Genomic DNA, 20573 nt, shown 5'->3' with positions numbered 1-20573 from the left:
GCGCCCTCGCGGCGATTGCAGCCTGCAGGCCTGCGCGGGTTTCCAGCTCGACCAGGGTTGATGCCTCGAGCTGCGGAGGCTACATGCGACTGATTTTATCGGAGCCGTTCAAAAGCCTCTGGCACGGCAAGGATCCCTTCGTAGAAGTCGAGCGTCTTGACGGTCAGGTCTACCGCGAGCTGGAAGGCCGCCGCACGCTGCGTACCGAGGTAGAGGGACGCGGATACTTCGTTAAGATCCACCGTGGCATCGGCTGGGGCGAGATCACCAAAAATCTGCTCACGGCCAAGGCGCCAGTGCTTGGCGCTGGTCAGGAGTGGCGCGCGATTCAGCGGCTGCATGAAGTGGGTGTTCCTACCATGACCGCAGTTGCTTACGGCGAGCGTGGCAGCAATCCTGCGACTCAACACTCCTTCATCATCACCGAAGAGCTGGCGCCGACTGTCAGTCTTGAGGATTTCACGGCCAACTGGCGTGAACAGCCACCTGCGCCGTTGCTTAAACGAGCACTCATCGCTGAAGTCGCGCGCATGGCCGGCACCATGCACCGCACCGGCGTCAATCACCGCGATTTCTATATTTGCCACTTTCTGCTGCATACCGACAAGCCGGTGACAGCAAGTGATTTCCGTCTGTCGCTGATCGACCTGCACCGCGCGCAGGCCCGCAGCCAGACGCCGCGGCGTTGGCGCAACAAGGACCTGGCAGGACTGTATTTCTCGGCACTGGAGATCGGCCTGACCCGTGGCGACAAGTTGCGCTTCCTGCGCGACTACTTCCAGCAACCAGTGCGCGAAATCCTGCACGAGGAGGCGTCCCTGCTGGTCTGGTTGCAGCGCAGGGCGGAAAAACTGCAGGGCCGCAAGCAGCGCTACGGAGGGGCACTTTGATGGCTGGCTGGACACTGGATCCAGCATACGCTGACCTTCGGGATGAGTTCGGCAGCCTGATGACTGTATTTGCGCTTGAGGGTGAGCGCCTGACGAAAGACCCGTTGTCGGAAGTCATTCGTGTCGAACTCAATGGTGTGCGTTATTACGTCAAACGCTACTCGGGGGCAGGCAAGGGCCTGCGGCGATTCGTTGGGCGCCCACGAGTAAAGGCCGAGTGGCAGAATCTAATGCTCTTTCGCCGCTGGGGCATCCCGACCGCCCCAATCGTGGCATACGGCATGGAACGCCGAGGCGGCGCATTTTTACGAGGCGCTTTGATCACCCGCGAATTGGAGCAGACCGAAGATCTGGCTTTGCTGGCGGCAAGCCATGATCCTCGCCTTCGTGATCGGCGCTGGGTACATGAAGTCAGCCTGCAACTGGCGCGCTCGACTCGCGCATTGCATGACCGGGGCTTCGCCCACAATGATCTCAAATGGCGCAACCTGCTGGTTGATCCGCAGCGGCGCTTGTATTTGATTGATTGTCCGACCGGCTCATTCTGGCGCGGCCCGTTTCTGCAGCGGCGCATCGTCAAGGATCTAGCCTGTTTGGACAAGGTGGCCAAGTACCAGCTTACTCGCACTCAGCGCCTGAGATTCTATTTGCAGTATTGCCAGCGCCCGCGGCTGGCACCCCAGGACAAGCCGCGGATACGGCAGATATTGAACTACTTTCAGGGACGAGAATGACTGATTTCATAGAAGAGTCCGACCGTCCTTTACTTGAGCGCAGCGGCCTAAGTGACTTCGACGCGCTCTGGGCTGTACAGCTCGAAGCTGTGGATGAGCCGAATATCGAGCGCGGAGGGTGGAGCAGCGTCTTTCGGCTTGAGCTCAATGGCGCGGCCTTCTACCTCAAACGGCAGAGCAATCACCTGACGCGGAGCCTGACGCACCCGTTTGGCGAGCCCACTTTCGCCCGAGAATTCCGCAGTATCCGCCGCTACGCTCAGCTTGGTGTACCGGCATTACAGGCGAGCTTTTTCGGCCAGCGCAAGGTGGGTGGAGAGCGGCGAGCAGTCCTTTTGACTCGTGCGTTGGATGGCTGGATGGATTTGGATGGTTGGCTAGCTCAATGGCCGCAGCTGGCCGAATCGCAACGCCAATCGATCCTTCGCGCAACCGGAAAGTTGGCTCGCGCCCTTCACCGAGCGGGGCAAATGCATGGCTGCTTCTATCCCAAACATATCTTCCTGCGAGAGCTAGCTGGTCAGTGGCAGGCTTGTCTTATCGATCTGGAAAAAACGCGCCCGCTGCTGTTTGGCCAGCGTGACCGTATCAGGGATTTGGAGCCACTCGTGCGTCGTGCTGCCTGTATTGGTGACGACGGCGTGCGCTCCCTGCTGTCAACTTACCTTGATGACGATCGCCTGCTCGATTCATGGGTGCAGCGCCTCAATCGTCGGCGCAGAGAAAAAGAGGCGCGTGGATGAATCTGTCCCAGTTGGCTGGTACGGGGCGTCAGCCAGGCAGCCCGCTACAAGTAGCGCTGCCTGGTAATGGAGTGCTGAATATTGTTCGCTGGCTGCGGATTTTGCCTGGTCATCGATATGTCGGTTGTGCCGAGTGGAACGGTCGCACCGTACTGGCCAAGCTGATAGTGGGCTCCAAAGCGCAGCGTCATCATCAGCTCGAGCGAAGTGGCGCGCGGCTAATGGCGGAGCAGCAACTGCCGACGCCCGGCTTGCTGGCCGAGGGGTGGCAGGAGGGCGAAGGTGGCTGGCTGATTTTCGATTGGCTCGACGATGCCGAAAGCCTCTGGGATGCCTGGCGCGCTGTAGAAACTGATGTGATGCTGTCTGACGGGCAAAGGGGGGTCCTTGGCGAAGCACTTGAATTGATCGCCAGGATGCATGCGCGCGGCATCTGGCAGGCCGATCTGCATCTCGATAACTTATTGCGGGCGGGCGACCAGCTTTACGTTGTCGATGGCGGCGGTGTGAAAGCGAAAGTGCCCGGAGCTCCGTTGTGCCGCGAGCAAGTGCTGGAAAATCTTGGCGTGTTCTTCGCGCAGTTGCCCGCGGAGGTCGATCCGTTCATTGAAGAGCTGCTGGTCCACTACCTGCTCGCCAATAGCGAGCATGCGTTGCCGCTGGAAGCGTTGCTCAAAGACATTCACAAGACTCGCGCCTGGCGCTTGAACGATTATCTGAAGAAGGTAGCGCGCGACTGTAGTCTGTTCAGCGCGCGTATCGGCGCGTTTGGTGCGCAGGTGGTGCGGCGTGACGAGGAAGTAGCGCTGCGGGTTGTTCTTGCTGATCCCAATGCATTTATCGCACAAGGCGAGCTTCTGAAAGACGGTGGCAGCGCGACGGTCGCCAGCATTGAGTCGAACGGTCGAGCGCTTCTGATCAAGCGCTACAACATCAAGAATCCGCTGCATTGGCTCAAACGCTTCTGGCGCCCCAGCCGGGCCTGGCACAGTTGGGTCGAAGGTAACCGTCTCGATTTCTTAGGGATTGCCACGCCCCGCCTGCTGGCTGTGATCGAGCGTCGTTGGTTGTGGATGCGTGGCCCTGCGTGGCTAATTACCGAATTGCTGCACGGTAAAGATATAATCGCGCGTTTTAAGCCATACCTGGATGGTTGCCCGCCCGAGCTTGAGCTGTCCGCTTTGGATCGACTGTTCGCTGCGCTGATTCGTCAGCGCATCAGTCATGGCGATCTAAAGGGACATAATCTGTTTTGGGAGCAGGGTCGTTGGGTCCTGATCGACCTTGATGCTGTGCAGCAGCACAACAGCGACTCGAGCTTCGCCCGGGCCTATGCCAAAGATCGCGCACGTTTTCTGCGCAATTGGCCGGCCGATAGTGCTTTGCATCAGCTGCTTGACCAACGTTTACCCGCGGTGCCCGGCACCCGTATCGAAGATTAAGAGGCATTACCCGTGGCATTGACGATTCTCGGCCTTTCCGGCGCCCTCAGTCATGATCCTTCCGCTGCCCTTTACATCGACGGCAAGCTGATCGCCGCCGTTGAAGAAGAGCGTTTCGTGCGCGACAAGCATGCCAAGAACCGCATGCCCTATGAGTCCGCCAAGTTCTGCCTGGAACAGGCCGGCATCAAGCCGGCGGATGTCGACGTGGTGGCGATTCCTTTTGCGCCTATCAGCATCTTCGAGAAGGCGCGCTGGCATTATGCCAAGCGTTACTGGTACGCACCGGATCGTGCGCTAGATGCCATCCTTATGGGCAACCGCCGCTACTACCGTTACAAGAAGCGCATCGAGTGGTGCCTGCAGCAGCTGGGCTTTGATCTGAAGAAGGTAAAGCTGCAGCCGGTCGAGCACCACCTGGCACATGCCTCCAGTGCCTACCATTGCTCGGGCTTCACCGAGAAAACCGCCATCCTCGGCATCGACGGCAAAGGCGAGTACGCCACCACCTTCTTCGGCTGGGGCGAGAACGGCAAGATCCACAAGATCAAGGAATTCTACGACCCGGATTCGCTCGGCGGCCTCTACGGCGCCATCACCGAGTACCTCGGTTTCGAGATGCTCGACGGCGAGTTCAAGGTCATGGGCATGGCGCCCTATGGCGACGCCGCCAAGTACGATTTCTCGCGACTGGCCAAATTCGAGAACGGCGAGCTGACCATTAATACCGATTACGCGAATGTCATCGGCTTCCGTCGCTACAAGGAGAAGGGCAAGGGCTACTACTTCTCTCCCAAGCTGATCGAGTGGCTGGGGCCCAAGCGTGAAGGCGATATCGCCGACGATCCCTACATCCATTACGCGGCCGCCATGCAGGCGCTGTTCGAAAAACTCGCGCTGCAGATGATGGACTACTACTTGGGCGACATCCTCCGCGAGACCGGCAAGATTGCCTTCGCCGGCGGTTGCGCGCTGAACGTCAAGCTCAACCAGAAGATCATCGCCCGTGACGAGGTCAAGGAGCTTTTCGTCCAGCCCGCGTCTGGTGATGCCGGTACCGCGGTTGGTGCTGCAGCCTATGTTTCGCACCAGCGCGGCGTTCCCGTTGAGAAAATGGAGCACGTCTACCTTGGGCCGTCCTACTCGAACGAGGACGTGATCGCGGCCTGCGCTCGTCATCCGAACAAGCCAGCATGGCAGCAAATCGACGATGTGCCTCAGCGCATAGCGAAAATCATGGTTGAGGGGAATCCGGTCGCCTGGTTTCAAGGCCGTATGGAGTTCGGCCCACGCGCCCTTGGCGGGCGGTCTATTATCGGTTGTCCGAGCATCCCTGGCGTCGCTGATCGGATTAACGAACAAATCAAGTTCCGCGAGCGCTGGAGACCCTTCTGCCCGTCCATGCTCGATACCGTTGCGACGCAGATGCTCAAGGTCGATCATCCGAGCCCGTTCATGACCTTTACCTTCGAGGTCAACGAGGGCTGGAAGGAGCGCGTCGGCGAGGTGGTCCATGAAGACGGCACCTCCCGCGCCCAGGTTCTCGAGCGCCGCCACAACCCGCGCTGGTATGACCTGATGCTGGAGTTGGAAAAGCTGACCGGCAATGGCGTGTCGCTGAATACCTCCCTCAATCGCCGCGGTGAGCCGATGATCTGCTCACCGACCGATGCGCTGAACATGTTCTATGGCTCGGACCTGCAGTACCTGATCATGGAAGATGTGCTGGTGGTGAAGTGTGACGCCGAGGAACGCCTTTGTGTCTGAACGCAGGATCCTCCAGATCTGTCACGGCTACGACGGACCTTTCCTCGATTGCGCACGGCAATATGCCGTGCTATTTCAGGGGACTTCCTACAAGGTCACAACGGTCTACCTGACAGGTAGACCAAGAGATGAGGTTGTTGAGGGGTCTGCGTCTGACGAGGTCATCTTTCTTGGTCATGACAGCAAGGCGGTCAGAGGTCTCAAGCTGGCTGCCATACGGGAAATTCGCCGCATAGCGGCCGCGCGTGATTTTGCATTGTGCATTGCGCACCGTTCCAAGCCGGCATATGTCGCGTTGCTTGGCACCAAACTTGATGTCATAAACGTCCATCACGCGTTCGGCGATTACGCGCGCCGCTCGCGCCGCGCGTTCAGTAACCTGTTTCGCGAGCGGCTCATGCTTCTCGGTGTGTCCAATGCCGTGCGTGACGATATCCGGCGCTGCTTGCCGACTTGGAAGGCCGACCGCATACAAACGCTCTACAATCGCCTCGATATCGATGCGGTTCAGGCAGAGCAAGTTTGCCGTGAAGACGCGCGCCAAGCTCTTGGTCTGCCGCAGGACTCCTGGATTGTCGGTAATGTCGGACGCTTACATCCGGACAAGGATCAGGCGACGCTGATACGTGGTTTCGCGGCCGCTCGAGATCGGTTGCCGCACGGCAGTATCTTAGTCATTGTCGGGACAGGGCGCTTGGAGGCAGAGCTCAAAGCCTTGGCGGAGGCGATGGGCGTCGGCTCTTCAGTGTATTTCCTAGGGCAGATAGCCGAAGCCCGCCGGCTGTTCAAGGCTTTCGATATATTCGTCCTGAGTTCCGATCACGAACCTTTCGGTATGGTGCTGCTAGAAGCAATGGCAGCCGGGTTGCCGATCGTGAGTGCCGATTGTGGGGGGGCTCCCGAGGTCTTGGAAGGTTGTGGTGTCTTTTTCCGTCTGGGTGATGAGCGGGCGTTGTCTGACGTACTGATCAATACGTCACGGCAGGGCTCGGAAGCGCTCGCCGCTCAGCGGGAATCCATGGCTAAGGCGCTTCGCCTGCGTTTTTCAGATGCAGCTGCTCGCCAGCGGTTCTGGTCTATGGAAGGTGTTGTTGCGATACTGGGGAAGGCCGCTGCTAATGGAACATGAAGAAAAAGGTGTGCCGCCGTTTAGTGTTGCTGGAATGAGCGTTGCCATACTGCCGTTCCCTGCTCTAGGTGATGTCACTATCTATCTGCGCTTGGCCTGGAACTTGTGCATGGCAGGCGCGCAGGTGCAGTTTTTCAGCAGTTTGCTGTATCCCGCGCGTGACCGCTTTACGTGGCTTGACGTGCGCCAGGACGGGAAAGAGGACCTGGTGGATGTTGCCAATCGATTCGATCTGGTTATCGCGTGTTTCGAGCGATGCTATTGCCCGTCAGTGGCATCGCAGCTCTCGAATGGCCTTACGAATGTTGCCTTTGTGACCGCAAAGAAAATTCCTCGCAACGTTGGTGTGCAAGGGCGCGAAGTCGTGGTCCGCGGGCGCCGCTTCGCAGATGCGAGCACGGCGTTCTGCCGTGACTCGGACGCCGGACTCACTATGGTCGACTGGGTTGATACCTATGCTCGCGACGTGTTCGGCATATCAGTCAAGCCTGGCGGAGAACTGTTATCTCAATTGGAAGAACGGGAGAGCAGTCGTTTGGTGCTTATTTTTCCGACGACTCCTCAGCCGAAGAAGAATTACTGGCTTCTGGGTTTCAGGCTGTTAGGGCATGCAATTCGAAAGAATGGTTGGGACGTTGAATACGTCGGCGTTCCAAAGGAGCATCAGCAGCTGGAAGCGGCTTTTCCCGGCTTTGTCGTCAGGAGTTTTGTCGATATCAATGGGTTGATCGATCATGTGTCGACAGCTTCGGTGGTCATAAGTAATGACTCCGGCGGTGGGCACTTGGCGTCCTTGATTGGGCTGAAGACCTTTACGATTACCAGGCGGGGGGAGCAGTTTACCTGGCGGCCAGGGTTCAATAATCTTAATACGGTGCTTCATCCCTACTATAGGTTTAAGCTTTTAGGACGATATATCTGGCGTCCATTTGTGCCAGTCTGGCGTGTTCCATCGCAGCTGGGCCGATATTGCAAGAAATAACCGGCGGATCTTATACGCCTACCGGACCATCCAGCTGCCTGAAGCAGTTCCGAAGCTGACTAGATAAAGCATGTTGCAAACCATCGTTTTCAATGACACATCCTGCGATGAACACCATGGCTGCCAGTTCGTTATGGCTCAGCTTGGAAAGCTGAGCAAGGACGCGGGTATTCAGGTCAGACGCTATTGTCCAAAAAACTATGATTGGGAGTCAGACCAGCAGCTGATTGCGGAAATCGCCACGCTTGACCTCTGTATCGTGAATGGCGAAGGCACCATGCATCATGATGCAGACCCGGCGCTGTGCTTCGGGAGGCTCGCGCGATATTGTCGCAGTGTTGGCGTGCCTTGCTTTCTGATAAACAGTGTGTGGCAAGATAATTGCCAACTTTTGGAATACGCCACTGACTTTGCCGCAATCTATGTGCGTGATCGAATGAGTAAAGAGGAGTTGGCCGCTTCCGGGGTAAGCGCAGAGGTTGTGCCTGACCTCACTTTCACGCTTGCTCCCTCTGTATCGGCTACGCGCGAAGGGCTGGTAGTCAACGGAAGCGTCCTGAAAGAGCGTCAGCTTGAAGCGCTACGCCTAGTTTCGAGCGCTTCCATGCCGTTGCGTTACCTCAGCATACGGACACTGCCGCCTTTGCGGGTTGGGCGAGGTTTCAAACGTCTGGCTTTTCAGGGTTATATCAAACGATTGAAGCGCTACAGGCATATTGCTGAGAGCTATCTGGCGCCAGGCTTTGGGCGTTTGGGCAAAAAGAAGATGGATCGGTTGCGTTGGCGACATGCGGTACTGTCCGGGGATCGGTTCCTTCATGCGCTGGCCTCTTCAGAAGGAGTGATCACAGGACGCTTTCATTGTGTAACGCTTTGCCTTGTCACGGGTACACCGTTCTACGCTGTGCCGTCGAATACCCATAAGATTGAGGCGTTACTTGAAGAGATAGGCTTGGAAAAGAGGGTCTTTGATTCGTATAGCGGCGCATTAAATTCGTGTTCTCAACTAGCGTTTACAAAGTCTGAAAAAGAGCGCATAGAAAAATTCAAGACAGACGCACGGAGAGATGCTGTGCGCATGTTCGAAGAAATTGCACAGCGGGCCGAGAGGCGTAGAGAAGATCATGACGTTAGTGTTTGAGCGGCCCGAGAATACGAAAAGGTACGACGTCATCCGAAATGGTAAGTGCCTTTTCCAGACTGCAAGCCTGAGCGCGTGCGGGAGTACCCGTAAGGGTGCTGCAATTATCATTGCTTCAGGCCCGTCGGTAAAAAACTTTCCGATTGAACGCTATAGTCATATGCCTATGTTTGCAGTCAATGGATCGTTGGCTGCTTTCAAAGCGGCGGATGTGCGCCCCTACTTTTATGTCTGCGACGACCCTAATTATGGGGACGCGAAAAGCGAAGTGGTTATCGAAGCGGCAGAGTTTTCAGAAAACGTTGCCTTAAGCCCATCTGTTCTGGATCAGGTATTGAAGCATCACGAGGAGTTTCGTCCCGGAAATAGTCCTTTGTACCTTGTGGAGCGACTGAACCGTCCGTGGCATGGGAGGGCGATGTCAGACCGCCGGTTCTCTTGGTCCGTTCGCCGTGATCCCGATCTGATGTGCCGGTTCTCCCTCTGGTCGAAGAAAGCCAATCGCATCGGCTTTAGCAAAAATATAGAAAAGGGATATTTCTGTGCTCGGACGGTTCCATACGTTGCGATTCAGTTGGCTTATCATCTCGGCTTTAGCCATGTCGTTCTGGTTGGCGTAGATCTGAGTTCGGGGGCCGGTCGCTTCTATGAAGAAGGCGAGGCCCCTATGCGTAGCGCATTGGATGATGATTACGAGGCGCTCATATTGCCCAGCTTTAAGTATATGTCCCGAGCTTTTAGGCGAACGTCAGAGTTCAAAGTGTATAATCTGTTTTCGAGCAGTCGCCTGCCCGAGTCGGTCATTCCGCGGCTTGAACGATTGAATGACCTTGACGAGTTGCTCAAGAAAATATCGCTGGCGTGATCGGGCGGAGCTTTTTATTGCTACCGTTTAAGTCCAGCTATGCTTAAGAGTCTGCGTGCCAGCTTCTTTGACATGCTGAGTTTCTTTTCTGCCAGCAGCGCTTTCTGTTTCGCAATGTAGCGCTCAACTTTAATCTCCAGACCAGCCAGTTTTTCGAGATTTCCGTTCGCGCGCGCTGAAAGTACGACGTCGAAGAAGAACATGAAGTCGCTTTTCTTCTCAAGAGTTATCGAGGCAACTTGCTCTTTCGTTAATTCGGTCACGTGAAAGATTGGTGGGCAGCTTCCTAGCTCTGCGATGAACATCGTTTTTGTTCTTATGCACTTGGTGCATTGTCCGCAGTTATCTGGGCGGGATTTATAGTTTTTGCAGAAAGAGACCGTGTTCAGCGCAACCGGGTGCGCTGATATTGCCGATATTTTCTGGATTCGGCTGAGGCTGGCTTCGGCAGTCTCCAGTTTGAAAATTTCGGAAGCAAAATACTCGTTTGTTACATGATTACTACCCCAGGGCGAGATGAGCATGTCCTGCTCCCATGTGCAATCCGAAGCTATAACGCCTTTTTTGAAGTGCCCGGAAAACAGGAACAGAATACTGGCCAGCAGAAAACCATGGCTGTAACTCAACGGGGCAACGTACTCAGCAGCGTTAGTTTTCACTGAGGCGCTTTCGTAGGCTAAGTCCTGAATAAGCGGAAGACCTTTTGCCATCAGGCTTTCAAAGCGCGCGTCGTCTCTCGCTTTATAGTCCATGCCATGAACTGTGACGGCAAGGTTGCCGTTGCCCGCCTTGCCTCGTTTGATCATGGCATGCGTTGAATCAATGCCGCCGGAAAAGAGGATGACCTCGGATGCTCGTTCCTGAACCGGGGCTGTGGGCATGCAGTGGTCTGCGGTAACCTTTATGGTTGAGTAAAGGCCCGGCACCCACATGGCCCATATATAGGATAGCTTTTCAGCGTTGCGTGCAACGACGGGATCAATAGTTCCTCTGATGTGAAGGTTTTTGCCGCATTTCATGGCTATTGGCAAGAACATCCATACGGCGAAGTCATCGCTGACGTGCTCTATATCGAAGCCAGTTGTTTCTAGGTAGATGCTGATGCTGTCGGTGTTCAGCTCAATTCGGTTAGGTGTGCTCTTGTTGATTTGCAGTTCTATAATATTTGTCATGTCTCGATCTTGGCTGGGAAGCTATCAGTTAGCTTGCAATATTTAGCGATACCGTTCAGCAATATTCTTTAATGCGGGTGCAATATGCTCAATGGTTGTTCCAGTGCTTTCCAGCCATCCCCGGCATACGCCCATAACTGTAAGCGGAAAATCCCTTACTCCTAGGTGTCTTGCGACAAGGAAACGATGGTCTGCGCTCGCGCTTTTGACGAGTACGCCGTTGCTCAGAATGAATGCGGTTCCGGTATCCGATCCGGCTCTTTCAACGTAACCGTCCCTTCGCATGCTTGCTACCAGCTCCCAGACGTAGGTCTCGAAGAATTTATTCAGCTCGTCTTGGCTGGTTATCTTGATACCTTTATGTCGTGTCTTTCCTTTTGTTGTCAGCTCGGCAAGCAGAGATTGATACCACAGCGAGTCGGAGTAATGGCTGGAGGACAGGAGGTCTTTTACTCTCCTGTCTTTCTCAAGCAGCTCAATCGGTGTTACCGGGGGGAGAGCGTCGTCGGCTAGAACAAAGGGGTGATAGCGTGTGGAGAGCTGACTGGCGCCCTTTCTGATCGGCTTTGGGAAGCCTTTAAGCTTCTGCTCGATGGTTCTGCTGATTGGAAATTTTGACCCAGCGTGATGAGTTACCTTGCGCGGATCAATACGCAGTACGAGGGCTTGGCCTAGCTGCAGTTTCGCTTTTGTCTGGGTCAGGTACATTTTGGGGTGACGGCCGCAGGGTTGCTGTATGTGTGCGTTTCCAAGAATGCTTCTATCGCTGCTATCTCTGCCTCAGCGTTTATTGGCATTGCGCCGACCGCAGAGTTCAGGTCAACCACATAGCCGCGTAGCTGTTGCCGAATGCAGCTTCCTATACGGTCAGGTTGTACGCCCGCGCGCAAGAACTCATCTTGAGTAGCCGGTGCCTTGACAGGGAGTTGAAGTACGTTTTCCGTGCTGATGCCAAAGGCGCCATGAACATCTTCATGACCCGATTCGACCAAGGATCGCGCCATGCAGATGCCCAGGGGGCGGGGGCCAATTCCTGCCTTGTATAGCCGCTCCGTTGCAACGTACAACTCGGCGGCACGGCGTGCTGCCGTTTTTGCGTAAACGTTTCGCCAGTCTTGCCAGGTATAAGGGCTGTCATTGCCAGCAGAGCTATTAGGGTCAGTCGCGGTTTCACAGGTCTGCCGGGACGGTACGCCGGTAAATCTGCAGTCCAGACGTCCCTGCGCCGAATGCAGAAATTTGCAGCGAAGTGCAGGTATCCAATAGGCCCATGCACCGGTCACATAATCGAAACGCTTGCCGTCTACGTACAGATGCAGGCGTTGATCGCGCCGCCACGGCATCCATCGTTTCGGTGGACGAAATTCGATTAGGTCGAATATTGTTAGCTCTGGACTGTCGAGTTGTGGGGGCATTCGTACTGCCTTGTTTTTTCCGTTACGATTGTTCTCAAAGGCATGGTCATTTCTATGATGATCCGCCGTTAAGATCTACCGAGAAATCCGATGAATCTGGTCAGTATAGGGCGTCCCGCCCGCGTTTGCCTTCCGCAAGTAGCCGTTCGGGTGGCGTGTTGCATGGTGATGATGTGCTCAACCCCTCCTTGTGGTGAGTGATATGGCTTCCACGGGTCGCTACCCTTTAATCTCGGTGATTGTGCCTTGCTTTAACTACGGCGCATTCGTCGCTGAATGTATCTATAGTGTCCTAGCGCAAACCTACCCTAATTTTGAGCTCGTCGTCGTGGACGATGGGTCGACGGACAATAGTGTTGAGGTGATCGAGGCGGCGATAGCGCAGGGTGTGCCTGGTTCGTTCGTGCGTCGCGTCGAGTTTATTCGTCAGGCCAATCAGGGTGTCAGTGCGGCCTTGAACGCGGGCTTGGCTATTGCTGCTGGCGAGTATGTGGCTACCTTTGATGCCGATGACGTGATGGTGGCAGGGAGGCTGGCCGTGCAGGTTGATTATTTGCGTGATCGCCCAGAGGTCGGTTGTTTGGGCGGCCGGGCCATCAGGATCGACGAGACGGGAAAGCTTCTGCCGCAAAAAAACAAGAAGCGGTCTGTATGTCAATACACCTTCGATGATGTGCTGGCTCAGGCGCTATGTGTTGGCGGCAACATTGCAGTCTACAGGCGAGAGGCAATTGAGCGCGTCGGTGGCTATGACCCCTCGATCAAGATTCAAGATTTCCAGATGACTCTGAAGATCGCCGCTGCGGGTTATCGAATAGATATTCTCCCGGACGTGGTCACCTTTTACAGGCGCCATGGAGACAGTTTGTCAAAAAACTACATTGCTGAATACCGCTACAGTCTCCAAGTGATTCAGCCGTTTGCCGATCATCCACGCTACGAATCTGCCAAGGCACGTCTCATATGCAAGGCCCTGCGCCTTGCTGTAGTGCATGATAAGCGCTTCGCTTGGGCGCTGTTCAGGCAGGTTCCGGCGCGGCAGTGGGACCGGCAGCTATTGAGGCGACTCCGTCATTTTCTGATCAAGCGTCCCCGGCCTGGTCCTATTCAGCGTCTTATTTAAGTGTATCCCGCAACTCGGGGGCTGAAGCCTTACAGGGTCATCTGAAAGTCTGGTGTATTCGTGGCTTCACGATAGCTTTCTTGCAGTGTGGCTAAATAGGTTTCAAATATCCACTCGCGATCTTCTTCGTAGCGTTGTACGTGTCGAAGATTGCGTTTGCGTTTGGATATGGAGAGGCTCTTGCGATAAGTCTGCATGTCTGCGAAATCGATCAGGCCCAGTTCCTCGTTGGGCAGTACGATCACGTTTCCTAGGTGGAGTGATCGGAAGTAGATGCCGGCGTCATGCAGGTGGGCAAGTAACTGTCCGAATCGTCTTACTAGGCGCTCTCGTCCGGCTTCGTCGGCCTCTCGCATGCTGGCGCGCATGGTGTTTCCTGGTAGTCCGACGTAATGCACTGCCGTGCGGAGCGGATCTGCCATTCGGTAGACGCCTTTGATCTCGGGGACGGGTATCAGCAGGCCGCGTAGCACCGTTGCATTTTCCGCGAAACGCCGTGCGTACGGCCGCAGCGCCTCCGATGAAAAGAAGCGCTTACGTCTGAACAGCTTTAAAAAGCTTCCGTCCTCCAGCAGATACACTTTAGGGCCGAATCCGTCTTCTTCGAGCACGGCGGCGTGCATGGTAAGTCGCTGAAAGGCCTCGCTTGTCATGGAATGCATGCGGTTTAGGAGGGGCTTCATGGGCAGGGAAAGCATTGAATATTAGCAATAATTTGGCACCTTGTCGCTGAGTGATACAATCGTCGCCTGTCCTCGATCTGATGATTACCATGACCACAGATTCTTCAAGATCAAAACTGTCTAGCGTGCGGCTCTACTTGCGATTGCTGACGTACGTCCGGCCTTACTGGCTGTATTTTGCGGTAAGTATGATTGGCTACATAATTTTCGCGTCTACCCAGCCAATGATGGCCGGCTTGCTGAAGTATTTTGTAGACGGTCTTGCGGATTCTACGCAGAGCGAGGTGGCGCTGCCGGTAATTGGCTCAATGGAACTGCTTTACGGCGTCCCGCTTGCGCTGATGCTGATTACTATATGGCAGGGTATAGGGTCATTTCTTGGTAGCTACTATCTGGCCAGGGTTGCGCTGGGGTTGGTGCAAGATCTGCGAACGACATTATTTAATAATCTCTTGACCCTGCCCAACCGATATTTCGATGAGCACTCTTCGGGACATCTGATATCTCGCGTCACTTATAACGTCTCAATGGTTACCGGTGCGGCTACGGATGCACTGAAGGTTCTCGTCAGAGAGGGGCTAACTGTAATATTCCTGTTCAGCTACCTCTTGTGGATGAACTGGAAGTTGACTCTGGTTATGGTGGCTGTACTACCTTTTATCGCTATGATGGTGCGAATTACAAGCCGTAAGTTTCGCTCGCAGAGCCGAAAAATACAGGACGCCATGGGGGAGCTTACGCATGTAACTTCGGAAACCATACAGGGATACCGAGTGGTTCGAAGCTTTGGCGGTGAGCGTTACGAAAGTAACCGCTTCCTTGCGGCCAATATCGACAATGCTCGTAAGCAGCTGCGTATGGTTCGCACATCGGCAATATATACGCCATCGCTGCAGTTGGTAACTTATAGCGCAATGGCGCTGATGATGTTTTTGGTGCTATATCTCCGAGGAGATTCCACAGTAGGCGACCTTGTTGCCTACATTACTGCTGCAGGCTTATTGCCCAAGCCTATTCGTCAGCTATCTGAGGTTAGCTCCACCATTCAGAAAGGACTAGCCGGTGCGGAAACAATTTTCGGGCAGCTTGACGAGACGCCGGAGCAGGATGACGGCTGCATCGAGCGGGAAACGGTAACCGGGGAGGTTCAAGTCTGTAACTTGAGTTTTTCTTATCCGGGAAGTGAGAAAGTAATTCTGGATGATATAAGTTTCAGCATACAACCAGGACAGATGGTTGCCCTGGTAGGGCGCTCTGGTAGCGGAAAGTCGACACTGGCTAATTTGATTCCCCGCTTTTATCGGCACAGTGTAGGCGAGATTCTGCTGGATGGAGTGCCAGTCGAGAAGTATACGCTTCGTAATTTGCGATCTCATATCGCTTTAGTAACCCAGCAAGTAACCCTGTTCAACGATACCATTGCCAAGAACATCGCCTATGGTGATCTCTCATCCAAGTCCCGGGATGAGGTCGTGCGTGCGGCGGATGCCGCTTATGCCTCCGAGTTCATTGATGCACTGCCGAAAGGTTTTGACACACTTGTGGGGGAAAACGGCGTGTTGTTGTCGGGCGGCCAGCGGCAGCGTTTGGCAATCGCACGGGCGCTATTGAAGGACGCACCTGTTCTGATTCTCGACGAGGCGACTTCGGCGCTCGATACCGAGTCAGAGCGGCATATACAGGCTGCGTTGGATGAAGTCGTGCTAGGGCGGACCACCATCGTCATCGCCCATCGCTTGTCTACAATCGAAAAGGCAGATTTGATCCTAGTAATGGACCGGGGCCGCATCGTAGAGCGCGGTACTCATGCTGAGTTGATTGCGGTCAATGGCTATTACGCTCGCCTGCATAGCCATAATTTCGAAGAGACGGTTCAGCCGAATTCCGACGTTGCCGACGCTGAGTTCGAGACGCCCACATGATTAGCCTGCGTTACTGGCGGGAGCGGGGGTGGGTTGCGATAGATGCACCGACTTACGCTCAGGCATGGCACCGCTTTGGCGGTAGTGTTGCGACCCATCCCTTCTTTGTGGAGAGCCTTTCCTCGTTGGTGGGCGTAAAGGTGCGCTACCTGGGGCGCCTCAGCTCTGGAGAGATCGAGGCTGCTGTCGCCTGTTGGGGGCGCGACCTTGCGCTTTCGCGGCGCGTGCTGAAGCGCATTGGGCAGCGTGGTGCATTTGATATGGGAAACGCCGAAATCATTTTGCCCGCTCGAGACACAGCACAGGCGCCTTTGCGCCATAGAGGGTCCTTTCTTTCGTCGCTTAACCAAGGGCGCTTCGCGGGCCTGCGTCTCCAAAAGGACGCGCTGGCAATGGCTCGTCCGCTTGAGCAGTTTTCTCGCAAGTTTCGCTATAACCAGCGTCGTGAGTTGCGTTTGTTCGAGGAAGCGGGAGGGCAGTTGCAGCCAATGAGTGGTTACTCCCCGCACGAGCAGGCTGCAATCTACACTGACTTATTCGAACGACGGTGGGGGTTCGATGTGCCTGGCAAAAAGAATCTTGCTCAGGTTTTCGAAACGTTACGACCGTTCATCTTTGGCTCAATTGCTGTGCTGAGTAATAAACCAGTTGCAATACAGGTTTTATACCGAGTGGAGTCTCCTCAGTGGGTTAGTATCGAATATGTTAACGGCGGCGTGGCCCCTGAAAGCCGAGAGTTTAGCCCCGGCAGTATACTCAGTTTCGCTAATATTCAAGCTGCTTGGGCTGATGCCGAATCGCTTGGCAAGGCATTGCGCTATTCGTTTGGGCGGGCTGATCGTGAATACAAGGAGCGCTGGTGTAATCGCATGGATTGTTTTGAGGTTTGATGAATGTCCGTACGCAAGAAGGCCCTTCTCAAGAAGCACCGGCGCAACAAGCGCATAATTCTGGCTTTGCTGACGCTAATACTGGCTGCGTTCATCGACTTCGGTGTTTACAATATTGGTCCCTGGTGGGTTTCGCCAATTCTGGCGATGTTGTTTTGGTTAGCCCACGAGGCGTGGTTCGCCGACCACCTGTTTTATTCTCCACGTGATTCCTACCGGTACAGTTTTCCACCCGATAGCGTTGCACTACCGGTCGCTTTAAGCGAGGGGCAAGTGCTCTGTTGTGGTCAGGATGTCCCGGTGAGTGCCGACACGCTCATTCTAGAGGTCGATGTGAGGTCGACATGGGCGGGCTTCTTGCTTGATCCGCAGGTCCTTATAAGCGGCATGCCTGAGCCGGACCGGCAGGACTTCGAAAGGAGGGTATCAGGCAAACGTTATCTCAATCTCTCCGGGGCTGGAGAGTCGCTTCGCGTTGGTAAGCTCACCTTGAAGGGTAAGCATTGCCGCCTTGGTAAATCGGCAATACTACATGCCTTTAGCCACCCCGATTTCTCCAAGCAAAAAGTGATGATCATTGCGCCTCACGCCGATGATGCAGAGCTTGCCGCGTTCGGCCTATACAGCGAAAGCAGGGAGCCTGTAATTGTTACCCTGACCCAAGGCGAAATTGAGGCCGGCTATTACCGTCGTTTGGGGCTGGATACGGCTGCCGCTGCACGTTTAAAAGGGCGTTTGAGAACATGGAACAGCTATGCGGTGCCACTTTGGGGCGATGTGCCCATAGAGAATTGCGTTCAATTGGGATACTACTGCCTACAGTTGTCTGACATGCATGCCCATCCGGGCGAGGTATACGGCTCTCGTGAGTCCGAAGAGGCTGACATACGAGGCGCGCGCTACCTCAATAAACACTCTTTGCCGGGGGACGCCGACGGCCTTCCCACTTGGCAGAACCTGATTGCCGACCTGGTTGAATTGCTTGAGCAGCATCAACCTGAGGTGGTGGTCATGCCACATCCAGAGCTCGATCCGCATGACGATCATGTGCATGCAACGTTGGCTGTTGATCAAGCCATCGCCCAGAGCTCCTGGAAGCCCGGCGTGCACTTGCTTTATGCCAATCACTTAGCGGACAACGATCGTTGGCCTATGGGGCCTGCCAATTGTGGCGTCGCGCTTCCGCCCGCCATCGAACCATTACCTGCTTATGCTCCCTGGAGTCCCCTGCTGTCCTCCGCCACCCGAATCGACAAGGCCATGGCATTGTCGATGCAGCATGACTTGCAGATACCTCTGCCTTTCAAGAAGCGCCTGCGCCGGGTTATCCAGCGTTTTCTAGCAGGTCGCGTATGGCCAGCGATTGGCGAGGACGAGTTTTTTCGCAAAGCGGTACGGCGGCATGAACTGTTCTGGGTACGCCGACCCACAGCAGATGGCCTTCAGATGCCAAGCCTTCGAGTTGAGGTTTGACGCTAGTACAGCCGTTACCAGTTCGGTTTTAGACGTAAGGCTCGCTCTGCACAAAAGAAGTTGCTCAGTGGCCAGATGCGGTTTCATCTCAAGGGTAAGTGAACAGAACATGCAGTTCAGCATTGATAGCGATGTAACTCTGGTGGTAACCAGCTGCGGGCGGTTCGATCATCTGCGTAAAACACTCGAGAGTTTCGATAGGTTCAACACTGCTCCTATCAGGTCAGTCATTATCGTCGAGGACAGCGGCGATGGCGCCGTTCACATGACCCTTCCAGCGAGTTGGAAGGCAAATACCCAAGTTCTGTTGAACAGGCCGCGACTAGGGCAACTCGCTGCCATCGACCGGGCTTACGCACTTGTGGAAACGGCTTATGTTTTTCATTGCGAGGATGATTGGGAATTCTACCGGCCCGGTTTCGTTGAGCAATCGCTGAGCATTCTTCAGGCGTTCCCGGAAATCTTGCAGGTCTGGCTGAGAAGTTTTGCGCACGATTTCAGGGTTAACTACCCATTTCACATGCTCGGCGATCGGCTGGTGCTAGACGGTATAGCCTGTCACTACCTGCTATCCAGCGAACCGGCATGGCGAGGTTTTTCCTTCAACCCCGGCTTGCGACGTATGCGTGACTTCCAGAAGGTATCGCCGGTTGCCCGCTTCTCTTCTTCTGCTGAGGGCGAGTCACGACTGTCTCAGGAGTTTGAGGCGCTGGGTTACAGGGTCGTCATTCTTGAGTCCGATGCAGTCATTCATACTGGCGATGATGCGCATGTCTGGGCAGAGGCAGACCAGCAAAAACAACGTAAGAAACGAAAGAAAAAAATCGGTCGAGTTGTAGCTGCAGTTTTGTTGTTTTGCTTGGGGGGCGCGGTCGGATACCTTGGCCGTGGATCGATTTGATGTTGTCCTTAACGTGCGAATCGCGCCAATTGGGCTGGCTCCGAACTGCTTGTGCTGCATTGGCTTTCTGCGCGCTGTTTGCGCTTTTGGTAGGCCGGATATGGTGGTTTGGTGAGGCAAGCACGTGGGCCGGGTTCATACGCGCTACCTTGTTTCTCTGCCTGGCACTAAGCCTTCTCGATGCGAGCGTTTTCAGGCAATGGCTCAAGCAAAACTATTTGCTATGGGCCGCTGCAGCTTTGTTGGCCTATATCGCAGTGAGCAGCATATGGCTCGGTGATGGCAAAACCATGCGCCGCGTAGTGCTGGTTTCAGCGTTCTTCATTGCGCTTGCCCATGCCGCCCACCAGCGGCAGAGCCATTGGGCTGGGCTTATATCGGCGACAGGGATCGCTTCCGTAATGGCCTGTGCAGTAACCCTATGGGAGCTCTGGCACGCCGGCTCACTCGATTTGGGTAATCGTGCGGCTGCGATCAGCGATTCGGGCATCAAGGGGTTGGCTGAGTTCGAAAACAGCGTACTTGCATCATTACAGATGGCCTTCTCGTTGGTGTTGATCGTCTGGCTTTATTTGATCGCCCAACGCCGATCGATTCAGTGCTTTTGGTTGTTATGCGCCGTTGTCACTTCGGTTTATGTCTTCGGTACGCTAGGTCGGTCTGGATGGCTCGCTGCCGCGTTGGCGGTGATCGTGCTTGTTACGGTTCTAGCTACCAAGCAGCAGCGATACGCTTTCTGGGGGAGCGTACTCGTTACTGCGACCTTGGCCGTCGTTTTTTTTCATGAGCGCATCGCGTATGAATTATTCACCCGCCAGCTGACCCATCGGGATGAAATCTGGCGCATGGTGTTTGGCCTGATGCCAGGCCGATGGCTTCTTGGGTACGGTGCCGATGCAAGCATTGAGCCGTTATTGGGGGTGCGAAAGCTCGGCGGTTACGACGCCGTGATCAACCATGCACATAGCCTCTATGTTGAAGTGATCTTCAACTACGGCCTGCTGGGGCTTGCCGCATTTCTGGCGATATTGGCCGGTTCGATCAGACGGCTGTGGCTCTGTCGCAAGGATCCACTCAGCGCATTGTGGCTTTCGATCCTGTGTGGAGCCGCAGCCGCAATAGGCGTCGATTTCAGCTCTTTCCTGTCGACTCCCAACCTCGTCTGGCTATGGGTCTGGCTACCGGTGGCTTTTGCCTGCGCATTACCAAGTGCTCCTCTTCGGAGTGGTTCGAAGCAGTTCAAGGCTGGCGATCAGGGCGCCGCTGCCTGCTAAGCTATCCGTCTTAACTTAGGAGCCTAT

The 20573-nt window shown here is 55.0% G+C and carries 19 protein-coding genes; 15 read left to right on the top strand and 4 right to left on the bottom strand.

Going from position 1 to position 20573, the window contains the following annotated elements:
* Positions 1-83 precede the first annotated feature (83 nt).
* The 9 genes from rfaP (at position 84) to AAEZ08_RS03900 (ending at position 9693) form a co-directional block, all read left to right on the top strand.
* A complete protein-coding gene (gene rfaP / locus AAEZ08_RS03940) occupies positions 84-890 on the top strand; it encodes a lipopolysaccharide core heptose(I) kinase RfaP (protein WP_058064950.1) in 807 nt (268 codons plus the stop codon).
* Positions 890-1624, top strand: coding sequence for a lipopolysaccharide kinase InaA family protein (locus tag AAEZ08_RS03935; RefSeq protein WP_003285226.1), 735 nt, complete (start codon positions 890-892; stop codon positions 1622-1624). The genes rfaP and AAEZ08_RS03935 overlap by 1 nt, the downstream gene beginning before the upstream one ends.
* Positions 1621-2367 carry a lipopolysaccharide kinase InaA family protein gene (locus AAEZ08_RS03930; RefSeq protein ID WP_003285225.1) on the top strand — a complete coding sequence of 249 codons (747 nt, stop codon included), beginning with the start codon at positions 1621-1623 and terminating at the stop codon, positions 2365-2367. Before AAEZ08_RS03935 ends, AAEZ08_RS03930 begins: the two co-directional genes overlap by 4 nt.
* Complete coding sequence (locus AAEZ08_RS03925) at positions 2364-3809, top strand: lipopolysaccharide kinase InaA family protein (protein ID WP_500123868.1); 1446 nt, start codon at positions 2364-2366, stop codon at positions 3807-3809. The genes AAEZ08_RS03930 and AAEZ08_RS03925 overlap by 4 nt, the downstream gene beginning before the upstream one ends.
* 12 nt (positions 3810-3821) lie before the next feature.
* Positions 3822-5576, top strand: a complete 1755-nt coding sequence (locus AAEZ08_RS03920; protein WP_500123745.1) for a carbamoyltransferase family protein — start codon at positions 3822-3824, stop codon at positions 5574-5576.
* Positions 5569-6705, top strand: coding sequence for a glycosyltransferase (locus tag AAEZ08_RS03915; protein WP_180983281.1), 1137 nt, complete (start codon positions 5569-5571; stop codon positions 6703-6705). The genes AAEZ08_RS03920 and AAEZ08_RS03915 overlap by 8 nt, the downstream gene beginning before the upstream one ends.
* Complete coding sequence (locus AAEZ08_RS03910) at positions 6695-7687, top strand: glycosyltransferase family 9 protein (RefSeq protein ID WP_241491483.1); 993 nt, start codon at positions 6695-6697, stop codon at positions 7685-7687. Before AAEZ08_RS03915 ends, AAEZ08_RS03910 begins: the two co-directional genes overlap by 11 nt.
* Positions 7688-7757: 70 nt before the next feature.
* Positions 7758-8828: a polysaccharide pyruvyl transferase family protein gene (locus AAEZ08_RS03905; RefSeq protein ID WP_500123744.1), complete on the top strand. Its 1071-nt coding sequence runs from the start codon at positions 7758-7760 to the stop codon at positions 8826-8828.
* Positions 8812-9693: a WaaZ-like lipopolysaccharide core biosynthesis protein gene (locus tag AAEZ08_RS03900; protein WP_146029356.1), complete on the top strand. Its 882-nt coding sequence runs from the start codon at positions 8812-8814 to the stop codon at positions 9691-9693. Before AAEZ08_RS03905 ends, AAEZ08_RS03900 begins: the two co-directional genes overlap by 17 nt.
* A gap of 20 nt (positions 9694-9713) precedes the next feature.
* Here the strand turns inward: AAEZ08_RS03900 and AAEZ08_RS03895 are convergent, their stop codons facing one another.
* Genes AAEZ08_RS03895 through AAEZ08_RS03885 form a run of 3 tightly spaced genes read right to left on the bottom strand, consistent with a single transcriptional unit; the run spans position 9714 to position 12280 of the window.
* Positions 9714-10865, bottom strand: coding sequence for a hypothetical protein (locus tag AAEZ08_RS03895; protein WP_102819865.1), 1152 nt, complete (start codon positions 10863-10865; stop codon positions 9714-9716).
* Positions 10866-10907: 42 nt separating this feature from the next.
* On the bottom strand, positions 10908-11573 hold the full coding sequence (locus AAEZ08_RS03890) for a hypothetical protein (protein ID WP_181065903.1): 666 nt from the start codon (positions 11571-11573) through the stop codon (positions 10908-10910).
* A complete protein-coding gene (locus AAEZ08_RS03885) occupies positions 11564-12280 on the bottom strand; it encodes a hypothetical protein (protein ID WP_152987365.1) in 717 nt (238 codons plus the stop codon). The genes AAEZ08_RS03890 and AAEZ08_RS03885 overlap by 10 nt, the downstream gene beginning before the upstream one ends.
* Positions 12281-12482: 202 nt before the next feature.
* On the opposite strand from AAEZ08_RS03885, the gene AAEZ08_RS03880 reads away from it, so the two are divergent.
* Complete coding sequence (locus AAEZ08_RS03880; RefSeq protein WP_181065901.1) at positions 12483-13403, top strand: glycosyltransferase family 2 protein; 921 nt, start codon at positions 12483-12485, stop codon at positions 13401-13403.
* 29 nt (positions 13404-13432) lie between these two features.
* Here AAEZ08_RS03880 and AAEZ08_RS03875 read toward each other — a convergent pair whose 3' ends face one another.
* A complete protein-coding gene (locus AAEZ08_RS03875) occupies positions 13433-14026 on the bottom strand; it encodes a phosphotransferase (RefSeq protein ID WP_180983340.1) in 594 nt (197 codons plus the stop codon).
* A 149-nt stretch (positions 14027-14175) separates the two neighbouring features.
* Here AAEZ08_RS03875 and msbA point away from each other — a divergent pair, with 149 nt between their 5' ends.
* The 5 genes from msbA (at position 14176) to AAEZ08_RS03850 (ending at position 20546) form a co-directional block, all read left to right on the top strand.
* Complete coding sequence (msbA, locus tag AAEZ08_RS03870; RefSeq protein ID WP_058065130.1) at positions 14176-16008, top strand: lipid A export permease/ATP-binding protein MsbA; 1833 nt, start codon at positions 14176-14178, stop codon at positions 16006-16008.
* Positions 16005-16898 carry a GNAT family N-acetyltransferase gene (locus AAEZ08_RS03865; RefSeq protein ID WP_181065900.1) on the top strand — a complete coding sequence of 298 codons (894 nt, stop codon included), beginning with the start codon at positions 16005-16007 and terminating at the stop codon, positions 16896-16898. The genes msbA and AAEZ08_RS03865 overlap by 4 nt, the downstream gene beginning before the upstream one ends.
* Positions 16899-16901: 3 nt before the next feature.
* Positions 16902-18371 carry a PIG-L deacetylase family protein gene (locus tag AAEZ08_RS03860; RefSeq protein ID WP_181065898.1) on the top strand — a complete coding sequence of 490 codons (1470 nt, stop codon included), beginning with the start codon at positions 16902-16904 and terminating at the stop codon, positions 18369-18371.
* A gap of 109 nt (positions 18372-18480) precedes the next feature.
* Positions 18481-19272 carry a glycosyltransferase family 2 protein gene (locus tag AAEZ08_RS03855; RefSeq protein ID WP_181065896.1) on the top strand — a complete coding sequence of 264 codons (792 nt, stop codon included), beginning with the start codon at positions 18481-18483 and terminating at the stop codon, positions 19270-19272.
* Positions 19272-20546, top strand: coding sequence for an O-antigen ligase family protein (locus AAEZ08_RS03850; protein ID WP_500123743.1), 1275 nt, complete (start codon positions 19272-19274; stop codon positions 20544-20546). The genes AAEZ08_RS03855 and AAEZ08_RS03850 overlap by 1 nt, the downstream gene beginning before the upstream one ends.
* Positions 20547-20573: the final 27 nt, after the last annotated feature.

Origin of the sequence: Pseudomonas sp. E45-MNA-CIBAN-0222 (assembly GCF_040310405.1) — a bacterium.
Taxonomy (GTDB): Bacteria; Pseudomonadota; Gammaproteobacteria; order Pseudomonadales; family Pseudomonadaceae; genus Stutzerimonas; species Stutzerimonas stutzeri_AC.
Note: the sequence above shows the minus strand (reverse complement) of the source record. Positions and strands in the feature narration are given on the sequence as shown.